Below are 12,448 nucleotides of genomic sequence, written 5' to 3'. Positions count from 1 at the left end.
CACTTGATCGACGAGATGTACGCAGGCACGCGCGAGGCGTAGGCCTGCCGGCGGGTGGCTTTCGCGGTGGTGTGACGTGGTGGAGGGCGGCGCCGGTGGACCCTGCTGGGGGTGCGGGGGTCGCCCCCCGCGGTGATGCGGCCAAGCACTTGATCGACGAGATGTACGCGGGCACGCGCGAGGCGTAGGCCTGCCGGCGGGTGGCTTTCGCGGTGGTGTGACGTGGTGGAGGGCGGCGCCGGTGGACCCTGCTGGGGGTGCGGGGGTCGCCCCCCGCGGTGATGCGGCCAAGCACCTGATCGACGAGATGTACGCGGGCACGCGCGAGGCGTAGTCGGGTCACACCGGGTGGCCGTGGGGTACCAGGCGTCGTAACTCTCGGATCTGGGCGTGCAGGCGGTTCAGGTCCGGGGGGTTCTCGCCGGTGAACTGGTGCTCCAGTTCCGCCAGTCGGTGGCTCAGTTCGCCGTGCAGCCGCTCCAGTTGCCGGTTCTTGCGGTGCAGGTCGAGGAAGACGGTGACCTTGGCCCTCAGCACCCAGGGGTCGAACGGCTTGGTCAGGTAGTCCGCCGCGCCCGTCGCGTAGCCGCGGAAGGCGTAGCCGGAGTCGTCGTCCGCGCCGGTCAGGAAGATGATCGGGACGTCCTTGGTCTGGTCGAGCCGTTTGATGTTGGCGGCCGTCTCGAAGCCGTCCATGCCCGGCATCCGCACGTCGAGCAGGACCAGGGCGAAGCGCCGGCGCAGCAGCGCCTTCATCGCCTCCTCGCCCGAACGCGCGCGGACCAGCGGCTCGTTGAGGGACCCCAGGACGGCCTCCAGCGCGATCAGGTTGTCCTCCATGTCGTCCACGAGGAGGATGCCGGCGCGCTCGTCGGTCGTTGCCTCAGCGCTCATGGTGACTGTGCCTCATTCGGTTTCCGGCGCCGGCGTCGCCGCCGCCTCCTCGGTGTCCGCCCGTTCCGCGTGTCCCGCGCCCTCCGGATCCAGCAGCGCGCAGACGACCGTCAGCAGCTGGTCGACGTCCACCGGCTTCGGTACGTAGTCGTTGGCGCCCCGGGCGATGGACTTCTCCCGGTCGCCGGGCATCGCCTTCGCGGTGAGCGCGACGATCGGCAGACCCGTCCAGCGCGGGGCACGGCGGATGGCGGCGATGGTCTCGTAGCCGTCCATCTCCGGCATCATGATGTCCATCAGGACCAGTTCGACGTCCGGGTTGCGCTCCAGGGTCTCGATGCCCTCGCGGCCGTTCTCCGCGTAGAGCACGGGCATGCCGACGCGGCCGAGGACATGGGTGAGCGCGAAGACGTTGCGGATGTCGTCGTCGACGATCAGCACCCGCCGCCCCGGCAGCACCTGACCGGCCCGCCCGGCCTTCCACGCCTCCAGCTTGGTCGGCGCGGGCCAGGAGTCGTCCACGTCGTGCGTGGCCGTGAACGGCTCGGCGGCGGGCTGCTCCTGCACCGGCGGCGTACGGTCCTCGGGCGCCGGTCCGGTCGCCGCGTGACCGGGGCTGACGACGGGGACGTACAGCGTGAAGGTGGAGCCCTGCCCCGGCTCGCTCTCGGCGACGATACGGCCGCCCAGCAGGCCGGCGATCTCGCGGCTGATGGACAGACCGAGGCCCGTGCCGCCGTACTTGCGGTTGGTGGTGCCGTCCGCCTGCTGGAACGCCTCGAAGATCACCGGGAGTTTCTCCGCCGCGATGCCGATGCCGGTGTCGCTGACGGCGAAGGCGATCACCTCGTCGCTGCCCTGGACGTAGCGGTGCTCGGGGTCCTTGACCCGGCTCACCCGCAGCTCGACCCGCCCGGTCGCGGTGAACTTGATCGCGTTGGAGAGCAGGTTGCGCAGGATCTGCTGGAGGCGCTGCTCGTCCGAGTACATCTCGCGCGGCACGTCCTCCCCGACCGCCACCTCGAAGGCGAGCCCCCGGTCCAGGGTGAGCGGGCGGAAGGTGGCGTGGACGTAGTCGAGCAGCTTGATGAGCGGCAGCTTCTTCGGCCGTACGTCCATCCGGCCGGCCTCGATCTTGGACAGGTCGAGGATGTCGTTGATCAGCTGCAGCAGATCCGAGCCCGAGCGGTGGATCGTCGTCGCGAACTGCACCTCCTGGTCGGAGAGATGGCCGTCCGGGTTGTCCGAGAGCAGCCGCGCCAGGATCAGCAGGGAGTTCAGCGGGGTGCGCAGTTCGTGGGACATGTTCGCCAGGAACTCCGACTTGTACTGGGAGCTGGTGGCCAGCAGGGCCGCCTTCTCCTCCAGTTCGGCATTCGAGCGCTGCAACTCCGCCTGCTGCTTCTGCAGTTCGTCGGAGCGTTCCTGGAGCTGCATGGCGAGGCGCTGGGACTCGCCCAGCAGGGACTCCGTACGGGAGTTGGCGATGATCGTGTTGATGGCGACGCCGATGGTGTTCACGAACTGGTCGAAGAACGCCAGGTGGACGTCGGAGAAGCGGGAGAAGGAGGCCAGCTCGATCACGCCGAGCAGCTTGTCCTCGAAGAGGATCGGGATGATCACGACGCTGGTGGGAGCCGCCTCACCGAGACCGCTGTTGATCTTGATGTAGTCCGGCGGGGCCTCCTCGACCAGGATCCGCTTCTTCTCCCGGGCCGCCTGGCGCACCAGACCGTGCACCGGCAGACCGCCCGTCTCCACGGTCGCGCCCTGCGCCGAGCCGTAGCCCGCGATGAACGCCAGTCCCTTTGCCGGAACGGTTGTGCGGAGGGACGAACCGTCCTCGTCCGGGTCGGCCAGGAAGAACGCGCCGTACTGGGCGTTCACCAGCGGGGTCAGCTCGCGCAGGATCAGGTCGGCGACCTCCATCAGGTCCCGGTGGCCCTGCATCAGGGCCGCGAGCCGGGCGAGGTTCGACTCCAGCCAGTCCTTGGCGCGGGTCGTCTCGCGGAGGTTGGCCACCATCAGGTTGATGTTGTCCTTCAGCTCGGCGACCTCGCCGCGCGCCTCCACCGTGATCGAGCGGGACATGTCGCCCTGCGCCACCGCGGAGGCGACCTCGGCGATCGCCCGGACCTGGGTGGTCAGGTTCAGGGCGAGTTCGTTCACGTTCGTCGTCAGGCGCTTCCAGGTGCCGTACACACCCTCGACCCGTGCCTGGCCGCCGAGCTGGCCCTCGGAACCGACCTCGCGGGCCACCCGGGTGACCTCGGAGGAGAAGGAGGACAGGGTGTCGACCATGGTGTTGATGGCGGTCTTGAGCTCCAGGATCTCGCCGCGCGCGTCCACGTCGATCTTCTTGGAGAGGTCGCCGTTGGCGACGGCGGTGGTGACCTGGGCGATGTTCCGCACCTGTGAAGTCAGGTTGTCGGCCATGTAGTTGACGTTGTCGGTCAGATCCCGCCACACACCGGAGACACCCAGCACCTGGGCGCGTCCGCCGAGCCGTCCGTCGGTGCCGACCTCGCGGGCCACGCGGGTGACCTCGTCGGCGAAGGCGCGCAGCTGCTCCACCATCGTGTTGACGGTGTCCTTGAGTTCGAGGATCTCGCCGCGCGCGTCGACGGTGATCTTCTTGGAGAGGTCGCCGTTGGCGACGGCGGTGGTGACCTGGGCGATGTTGCGGACCTGCGAGGTCAGGTTCAGCGCCATGAAGTTGACGTTGTCGGTGAGGTCCTTCCAGACGCCCGACACGCCCCGGACCTGGGCCTGACCTCCGAGGTTTCCCTCGGTGCCGACCTCGCGGGCGACGCGGGTGACCTCGTCGGCGAAGGCGGAGAGCTGGTCCACCATGGTGTTGATCGTGGACTTCAGCTCCAGGATCTCGCCCTTCGCCTCCACCGTGATCTTCTTGCCGAGATCGCCCTGGGCGACGGCGGTGGAGACGAGAGCGATGTTGCGGACCTGCGACGTCAGGTTGTCCGCCATGAAGTTGACGTTGTCGGTGAGGTCCTTCCAGACGCCCGACACACCCCGCACCTGCGCCCGCCCGCCCAGGTTCCCCTCGGTGCCGACCTCGCGGGCGACGCGGGTGACCTCGTCGGCGAAGGCGGAGAGCTGGTCCACCATCGTGTTGATGGTCGACTTCAGCTCCAGGATCTCGCCCTGGGCGTCGACGGTGATCTTCTGGCTGAGGTCGCCGTTGGCGACGGCCGTGGTGACCTGGGCGATGTTGCGGACCTGGGAGGTCAGGTTCGACGCCATGAAGTTGACGTTGTCGGTCAGGTCCTTCCAGACCCCGCTCACCCCGCGCACCTGAGCGCGGCCGCCCAACTGGCCCTCGGTGCCCACCTCGCGGGCGACCCTGGTCACCTCGTCGGCGAAGGCGGACAGCTGGTCGACCATCGTGTTCACGGTCAGCTTCAGTTCGAGCAGCTCACCGGTCGCCTCGACCGTGACCGTACGGGTCAGGTCGCCGCGTGCCACCGCCGTGGTCACCAGGGCGATGTCGCGCACCTGGGCGGTCAGCCTGGACGCCATGGTGTTGACCGCTTCGGTCACATCCCGCCAACTGCCCGACAGACCCTGCACCTTGGCGCGCCCGCCCAGACGCCCCTCCGTGCCCACCTCGCGCGCGACCCGGGTCACCTCGCCGGTGAACAGCGACAGTTGGTCGACCATCTTGTTCACGGCCCGGCCCAGCCTGCGCAGATCCCCGCGCAGTTGCCGGTTGCCGTCGTGCAGATCCACCCGCTGGGTCAGATCGCCGCCCGCCACCGCGTCCAGCACCCGGGTCGCGTTCGCCGCCGGGGCCACCAGGGCGTCCAGCACCTGGTTCACATCGTTGACGCGGGAGGTCCAGGCACCCTGCCCCGGGCTCGCCGTGAGCCGCTCGTCGAGCCGCCCATGACGCACCAACTCCCGCTTCACCCGCTGCACTTCGACGTTGAAGTGGGTGCTGCGGTCCATGATCTGGTTGAAGAGCGCCGTCAGTTCGGCCACCATGCCATGGCCGGTTTCCGGAACCTTCGTGAAGTCGCCGTCCCGCGCGGCCGTCATCGCCGCGAGCAGCGGGCGCAGCTCAGATGCTCGGAGTTGTTCCGGTTTCTGTCCGTCTTCGAGCACTGGCGTAGCACTGTTCTCACTCATGGCGGCCCACTTCGGTAACTCGGCGCTTATGGGCGTGGCCAGTCTGTCACTCTGTCCGCATCGACTGAGGCGTATTCGTCCGAACTGCTCGGGGAGGTGGGCATGGGGGCCATTCCGACTCAACGGGAGACGGCTTCCCGTGCCTCCGACGCGCCGGCGCCCCAGGACGCGGACGGCGCGCGGGGCGGTGCGCGGGCGCACGCCACGCTGCCCGGAAGCGCCGTCACGCCCGGGGCCGCCCGGGCCCTGGTGCGCGCCGCCTGCGCCGAGTGGGCCGAGGAGGAACGACCCGGCACCGAGCACATCACCGACCGCCTCACCGACGACGCCGTCCTCGTCACCAGCGAACTCGTCACCAACGCCGTCGTGCACGCGGGCACCGACGTCGAGGTGGAGTGCCGGCTGGAGGAGGCGACCGGCGCGCTCGTCGTCGAGGTCCGCGACCAGCACCCCTCTCGTGCCCCGCGCGGCTCGGAGCCCGAAGTGCCGCACGAGACACCGGAGTACGGGCGCGGACTGCGGCTGGTGACCGCGCTCGCCGAGTCCTGGGGCGTCACCTACCGCCGGGGTGCGAAGACGGTGTGGGCGCGGCTGTCCGCCGAGGGCGACACGGCCGGCGACGAGATCGCAGCGTACGCCGGCCGGGAGGCCCTGGAGCGCGGGCTCGGCGTCGCCGAGATCCTCGCGCCCGAGCCTCGGCGCGCCGAGCGCGACCGGGAGTGGCTGGGCCGGGGAGCCCTGTCCTTCCTCGCCGAGGCCTCCGACCTGCTCGCCGGGCAGCTGGACGAGAACCTGGTCGCCGCGCTCGCCGGACAGCTGATCGTGCCGCGGCTCGCCGACTGGTGCGCGGTGTGGACGGAGGACGAGGCCATGGGCCGCTGGGACGCCGACGGCGTCTCGGGCCCCGGCGCCGGGCCGAGACTGGCCCGGGTGTGGCACTGCAGCGAGAACCGCATCGAGGAACTGCGCGCGGCCCTGGAGAAGGATCCGCCGCGCCCCACCGAGGGCTTGCGGTCCGGGCCGGTTCCCTACCCCTGGCCCGGTGGCGCGCTCGATCTGCGCGAGGCGCACGGCACCGCCCTCGCCTACCGGCTGATCGCGGGCGGCCGCCCCCTCGGCACCCTCGTCATCGGCCGCTCCGGACTGCCGCGCTTCCCCGACGAGGTCACCGGCCTGGTCGAGGACCTCAGCCGCCGGGTCGCCCTCGCCATCGGCACGGCCCGCCAGTACGCCCGCCAGGCCACCATCAGCCAGGTCCTGCAGCGCGGTCTGCTGCCCGTCGCAGTCGCCGAGATCCCAGGCGTACGCAGCGCACTCGTCTACGAACCCTGCGACAAGGGCGGCCCCAGCGGCGATTTCTACGACGTCTTCCCGGCCGGGGACGGCCGCTGGTGCTTCGCCGTCGGCGACGTCCAGGGCAAGGGCCCCGAGGCCGCCGTCGTCATCGGGCTCGCCCGGCCCTGGCTGCGGCTGCTGGCCCGCGAGGGCTACCGCGTCGCCGACGTCCTCGACCGCCTCAACCAGCTGCTCCTCGACGACACCACGGAGGCCGCCGACGCCGCCGCCCGCGCCCTCGCGAGCGGCCGCCCACCGGGCCCCGGGGACGGCCCCCAGACCCGCTTCCTCTCCCTCTTGTACGGCGAGCTGGTCCCCGTCGGCGACGGCGTCCGCTGCACCCTCGCCTCCGCCGGCCACCCCCTGCCGCTGCTGCTCGGCGCCGACGGCACCGTCCGCACGGCGGCCCGTCCGCAGACCCTGCTCGGCGTCATCGAGGACGAGACCTACACCAGCGAGACCTTCGAGCTCGGCCCCGGCGACACCCTCCTGTGCGTCACCGACGGCGTCACCGAGCGCCGCTCCGGCTCCCGCCAGTTCGACGACGCCGACGGCCTCGCCACCGCCCTGGCCGGCTGCGCGGGCCTGAGCGCGGAGCTGATCGCCGAGCGCATCAAGAGGCTGGTGCACGAGTTCGGCGGCAGGCCGCCGGAGGACGACCTGGCGCTGCTGGTGCTGCAGGCGGAGTGAGCAGTCGCGGCGGTACGGGACAATGGAGGGCATGCCTTCCGCACTCCCCGACGGCGAGCCGGTCCCCGCCGACGGCGCGCTCCCCGCCTCCGCGCTCACCGGGGCGGCCGACCGCCCCCTCGGCTTCTACCTGCACGTCCCGTACTGCGCCACCCGCTGCGGGTACTGCGACTTCAACACCTACACCGCGACCGAGCTGCGCGGCACGGGCGGTGTCCTCGCCTCCCGGGACAACTACGCGGACACCCTGGTCGACGAGATCCGCCTGGCCCGCAAGGTCCTCGGCGACGACCCGCGCCCGGTCCGCACGGTCTTCGTCGGCGGCGGCACGCCGACACTGCTGGCGGCGGACGATCTCGTACGGATGTTGTCGGCGATCCGCGACGAGTTCGGCCTCGCGCCCGACGCCGAGGTCACCACGGAGGCCAACCCGGAGTCGGTCGACCCGGCCTGTCTGACCGCCCTCCGCGAGGGCGGCTTCAACCGCGTCTCCTTCGGCATGCAGAGCGCGAAGCAGCACGTACTGAAGGTCCTGGACCGCACCCACACCCCCGGCCGCCCCGAGGCGTGCGTCGCGGAGGCCCGGGCGGCCGGCTTCGAGCACGTCAACCTGGACCTGATCTACGGCACCCCGGGGGAGTCGGACGACGACTGGCGGGCCTCGCTGGAGGCGGCGATCGAGGCGGGCCCGGACCATGTGTCGGCGTACGCGCTGATCGTCGAGGAGGGCACGCAGCTCGCCCGCCGGATCCGCCGCGGCGAGGTCCCGATGACGGACGACGACGTCCACGCGGACCGGTACCTGATCGCGGAGGACGTCCTGTCCGCGGCGGGCTTCGACTGGTACGAGGTCTCCAACTGGGCGACCGCTCCCGAGGCCCGCTGTCTGCACAACGAGCTGTACTGGCGCGGCGCCGACTGGTGGGGCGCGGGTCCCGGCGCGCACTCGCACGTCGGCGGGGTGCGCTGGTGGAACGTGAAGCACCCCGGCGCGTACGCGGCGGCGCTGGCGGCGGGGCGCTCACCGGGCGCCGGCCGTGAACTCCTGACGGACGAGGACCGCCGGGTGGAGCGGATCCTGCTGGAGCTGCGGCTGCGGGAGGGCGTACCGCTGACCCTCCTGAAGCCGGACGGCCTGGCCGCCGCACACCGGGCCCTGACGGACGAACTGCTGCAGCAGGGCCCGTACGACGAGGGCCGCGCGGTGCTCACCCTGCGCGGGCGCCTGCTGGCGGACGCCGTGGTCAGGGACCTGGTGGACTGAACCGGCCTGCGGACAGATCGCGCGGCCGTGATCGCTCACGGGAGGCCGCTTCGGGGACGGGAACATGATCGGCCGGGTGCTCGTGCCCGCCGGCCCGCCGGGCGCCGCGCAAGGTGCTGTCAGGCGGTGGAGGAAGAGGGCCGCGACCGCCCGGCCGTCAGGCGGGGGTCGTGACGAAGTCGATCAGTTCCTCCACTCGGCCCAGGAGTTCGGGCTCCAGGTCCCTGTAGGAGTGGACGCGGGAGAGGATGCCCTGCCAGGCGGCGCCCGTGTTGTCCGGCCAGCCCAGCGCCCGGCACACGCCCGTCTTCCAGTCCTGGCCGCGCGGGATGCGCGGCCATGCCTCGATGCCCAGGGCCGACGGCTTCACCGCCTCCCAGACGTCGATGTACGGGTGGCCGACGACCAGGGCGTGGTCGCTGGTCACCGACTCCGCGATGCGCCACTCCTTGGTGCCCGGGACCAGATGGTCGACCAGCACACCGAGCCGGGCGTCCGGGCCGGGGGCGAAGTCCGCCACGATCGACGGCAGGTCGTCCACGCCCTCCAGGTACTCCACGACCACGCCCTCGATGCGCAGGTCGTCGCCCCAGACCTTCTCCACCAGCTCCGCGTCGTGCCGGCCCTCCACGTAGATGCGCCCGGCGCGGGCCACACGCGCGCGTGCGCCGGGGACGGCGACCGAGCCGGAGGCGGTGCGGGTGGGGCGTGCCGGGGCCGAGGAGGGGCGGACCAGGGTGACCACCCTGCCCTCCAGCAGGAATCCCCGCGGCTCCAGCGGGAACACCCGGTGCTTGCCGAAGCGGTCCTCCAGGGTCACCGTTCCGGCCTCGCAGCGGATCACCGCCCCGCAGAAACCGGTGCCGGGCTCCTCCACCACCAGACCGGGCTCCGCCGGGACCTCCGGGACGGGCTTCGGCTTCTTCCAGGGAGGGGTCAGGTCGGCGGAGTACTGGCGCATTCGGATGACGATAGGAGAAGCGCGGCGGCGATCACCGCGACACGCCGAAACGCGCCGCCAGCGCGTCCCGTTGCGCCCGTACGAACCCCGCGTCCACCACCGCTCCGTGACCGGGCACGTACAGCGCGTCCTCGCCGCCGAGAGCCAGCAGCCTGTCCAGGGCGGCCGGCCAGTGCGACGGTACGGCGTCCGGTCCCGCCTGCGGTTCGCCGGACTCCTCGACCAGATCGCCGCAGAAGACCACCTCCGGTGAGCCGGGCACCAGGACCACGAGATCATGGGCCGTGTGGCCCGGGCCCACGTTCGCCAGCAGCACCTGCCGGCCGCCGCCCAGGTCGAGGGTGCACTCGCCGGAGACATGATGGCGGGGCGCGACGAGGGCGGTCACGGCCTCCTCGGCCACGTCCGCGTCCAGCCCGTTGCGCACCGCGTCCGCCAACAGTTCCTCCCGCGCGTGCCGGGCCTCGAACACCGTGTCGATGCCGACCGCGCCGTACACCTCCGCGCCCGCGAAGGCCGGCGCCCCGAGGACGTGGTCGAAGTGCGGATGCGTGAGCGCGAGATGGGTCACACGATGACCGGCCAGCGCCTCCGCCCGGGTCCGCAGCTCCACGCCCTCCGCCAGGCTCGACCCGCCGTCGATCACCAGCGCCGTGCCCGCCCCCACGACCAGCCCCGCCGTGCAGTCCCACCCCGGCAGCCGGCACCGCCCCACCCCGGCCGCGACCCGCTCCCACCCGAGCTCTTCCCAAGTCACCGTCATACCGCGACGCTAACGGTACGACCCTCTCAACCGTGCCCGACCTTGCCCTGGGTGTACCCCACAGCCGTACACTGGGCCGGGGAACGCTGGCACTCGGCGGGACAGAGTGCCAGGCGAAGTGGCTAGGGGACGACTTCTGGAGGTGTGCGCATGCTGAGTGAACGACGGCTCCAGGTGCTGCGCGCCATCGTCCAGGACTACGTCGGCACCGAGGAGCCGGTCGGGTCGAAGGCCCTGACCGAGCGGCACAACCTCGGCGTCTCCCCGGCGACGGTCCGCAACGACATGGCCGCCCTGGAGGACGAGGGGTACATCGCCCAGCCGCACACCAGCGCCGGGCGCATCCCCACCGACAAGGGCTACCGCCTGTTCGTCGACAAGCTCGCCGGCGTCAAGCCGATGAGCGCCCCCGAGCGGCGCGCGATCCAGAACTTCCTCGACGGCGCAGTCGACCTCGACGACGTCGTCGCGCGGACGGTCCGGCTGCTCGCGCAGCTGACCCGGCAGGTCGCCGTCGTGCAGTACCCCTCGCTCACCCGCTCGACCGTGCGGCACGTGGAACTGCTCTCGCTCGCCCCCGCGCGCGTGATGCTCGTGCTGATCACGGACACCGGCCGGGTGGAGCAGCGCATGGTCGACTGCCCGGCGCCCTTCGGTGAGGCCTCGCTCGCGGACCTGCGGGCGCGGCTCAACAGCCGGGTCGCGGGACGGCGCTTCACGGACGTCCCGCGTCTCGTGGAGGACCTGCCCGAGGCCTTCGACGTGGAGGACCGGGGTACCGTAGCGACGGTGCTCTCCACCCTCCTGGAGACGCTCGTCGAGGAGAACGAGGAGCGGCTGATGATCGGCGGAACCGCCAATCTGACCCGCTTCGGACATGACTTCCCCCTCACCATCCGGCCCGTCCTGGAGGCGCTGGAGGAGCAGGTCGTCCTTCTCAAGTTGCTTGGAGAGGCGGGGGATTCGGGCATGACCGTACGCATCGGTCACGAGAACGCCTACGAGGGACTCAACTCCACGTCCGTGGTCTCGGTCGGCTACGGTTCGGGCGGCGAGGCAGTCGCCAAACTCGGCGTGGTCGGACCGACCCGCATGGATTACCCGGGAACGATGGGAGCGGTACGCGCAGTGGCACGGTACGTCGGACAGATCCTGGCGGAGTCGTAAGTGGCCACGGACTACTACGCCGTTCTCGGCGTGCGCCGCGACGCGTCGCAGGAAGAGATCAAGAAGGCCTTCCGGCGGCTCGCCCGCGAGCTGCACCCGGACGTCAACCCCGATCCGAAGACCCAGGAGCGGTTCAAGGAGATCAACGCCGCTTACGAGGTGCTCTCGGACCCGCAGAAGAAGCAGGTCTACGACCTCGGCGGCGACCCGCTCTCGCAGGCGGGCGGCGGTGGCGCGGGCGGCTTCGGCGCCGGCGGCTTCGGGAACTTCTCGGACATCATGGACGCGTTCTTCGGTACGGCGTCCCAGCGCGGCCCGCGCTCGCGCACCCGGCGCGGCCAGGACGCGATGATCCGGCTGGAGATCGAGCTCGACGAGGCGGCCTTCGGCACCACGAAGGACATCCAGGTCGACACCGCGATCGTCTGCAACACCTGCAACGGCGAGGGAGCGGCCCCCGGCACCACCGCGCAGACGTGTGACATGTGCCGTGGCCGCGGTGAGGTCTCCCAGGTGACCCGGTCCTTCCTGGGCCAGGTCATGACGTCGCGTCCCTGCCCCCAGTGCCAGGGCTTCGGCACGGTCGTGCCCACGCCGTGCCCGGAGTGCGCCGGTGACGGCCGGATCCGCTCCCGCCGCACGCTGACCGTGAAGATCCCGGCCGGTGTGGACAACGGCACGCGGATCCAGCTCGCCGGCGAGGGCGAGGTCGGCCCGGGCGGCGGCCCGGCCGGTGACCTGTACGTCGAGATCCACGAGCTCCCGCACTCCACCTTCCAGCGGCGCGGGGACGACCTGCACTGCACGGTGACGATCCCGATGACGGCGGCGTCCCTGGGCACCAAGGTGCCGCTGGAGACGCTGGACGGCATGGAGGAGGTCGACATCAGGCCCGGCACCCAGTCCGGCCAGTCGATCCCGCTGCACGGCCGGGGCGTCACGCATCTGCGCGGCGGCGGCCGGGGCGACCTGATCGTCCACGTCGAGGTCCAGACCCCCACCAAGCTCGACCCGGAACAGGAACGCCTCCTGCGCGAACTGGCCAAGCTCCGCGGCGAGGAACGCCCCCAGGGCCAGTTCCAGCCCGGGCAGCAGGGGCTGTTCTCGCGGCTGAAGGATGCGTTCAACGGGCGCTGACGCGGGCTGAGCGGGCTGCCGGGGGGCCGGGGGTTGGCCCCCGGGCAGGCGCCGCCAACGGGTGCTGAGGCTCGCTCATTCAGGTGGT

Annotated in this window: 8 protein-coding genes; 4 read left to right on the top strand and 4 right to left on the bottom strand. The window is 71.4% G+C overall.

The features are described 5' to 3' along the window. Positions 1-339: 339 nt before the first annotated feature. Together ACWCQ1_RS19060 and ACWCQ1_RS19055 are read right to left on the bottom strand one after the other, a co-directional pair. Positions 340-894: a response regulator gene (locus ACWCQ1_RS19060; protein WP_133041045.1), complete on the bottom strand. Its 555-nt coding sequence runs from the start codon at positions 892-894 to the stop codon at positions 340-342. Between the two features lie 12 nt (positions 895-906). Next, positions 907-5,043 carry a HAMP domain-containing protein gene (locus tag ACWCQ1_RS19055; RefSeq protein WP_133041046.1) on the bottom strand — a complete coding sequence of 1,379 codons (4,137 nt, stop codon included), beginning with the start codon at positions 5,041-5,043 and terminating at the stop codon, positions 907-909. A gap of 102 nt (positions 5,044-5,145) precedes the next feature. On the opposite strand from ACWCQ1_RS19055, the gene ACWCQ1_RS19050 reads away from it, so the two are divergent. Further along, positions 5,146-7,068 (top strand): SpoIIE family protein phosphatase, encoded by a 1,923-nt coding sequence (locus tag ACWCQ1_RS19050; protein ID WP_451026957.1) that lies wholly within the window; start codon positions 5,146-5,148, stop codon positions 7,066-7,068. A gap of 31 nt (positions 7,069-7,099) precedes the next feature. Continuing rightward, the gene (gene hemW, locus ACWCQ1_RS19045; RefSeq protein ID WP_451026956.1) at positions 7,100-8,332 is read left to right on the top strand and encodes a radical SAM family heme chaperone HemW; all 1,233 of its coding nucleotides are present in this window, start codon (positions 7,100-7,102) and stop codon (positions 8,330-8,332) included. Between the two features lie 157 nt (positions 8,333-8,489). Here hemW and ACWCQ1_RS19040 read toward each other — a convergent pair whose 3' ends face one another. Both ACWCQ1_RS19040 and ACWCQ1_RS19035 read right to left on the bottom strand, forming a co-directional pair. Beyond that, a complete protein-coding gene (locus ACWCQ1_RS19040) occupies positions 8,490-9,293 on the bottom strand; it encodes a DUF3097 domain-containing protein (RefSeq protein ID WP_358593393.1) in 804 nt (267 codons plus the stop codon). A gap of 31 nt (positions 9,294-9,324) precedes the next feature. Further along, positions 9,325-10,056: an MBL fold metallo-hydrolase gene (locus ACWCQ1_RS19035; protein ID WP_451026955.1), complete on the bottom strand. Its 732-nt coding sequence runs from the start codon at positions 10,054-10,056 to the stop codon at positions 9,325-9,327. Between the two features lie 150 nt (positions 10,057-10,206). On the opposite strand from ACWCQ1_RS19035, the gene hrcA reads away from it, so the two are divergent. Both hrcA and dnaJ read left to right on the top strand, forming a co-directional pair. Beyond that, entirely contained in the window at positions 10,207-11,223 is a 1,017-nt protein-coding gene (gene hrcA, locus ACWCQ1_RS19030) for a heat-inducible transcriptional repressor HrcA (RefSeq protein ID WP_133041051.1), read from the top strand. Beyond that, positions 11,224-12,360 carry a molecular chaperone DnaJ gene (gene dnaJ / locus ACWCQ1_RS19025; RefSeq protein WP_133041052.1) on the top strand — a complete coding sequence of 379 codons (1,137 nt, stop codon included), beginning with the start codon at positions 11,224-11,226 and terminating at the stop codon, positions 12,358-12,360. It abuts the gene before it with no gap. The last annotated feature ends 88 nt before the right edge of the window (positions 12,361-12,448 follow it).

The organism is Streptomyces sp. NPDC002144 (assembly GCF_053593695.1).
The sequence above is the reverse complement of the archived record's forward strand: the minus strand, read 5'-3'. Positions and strand labels throughout refer to the sequence as shown.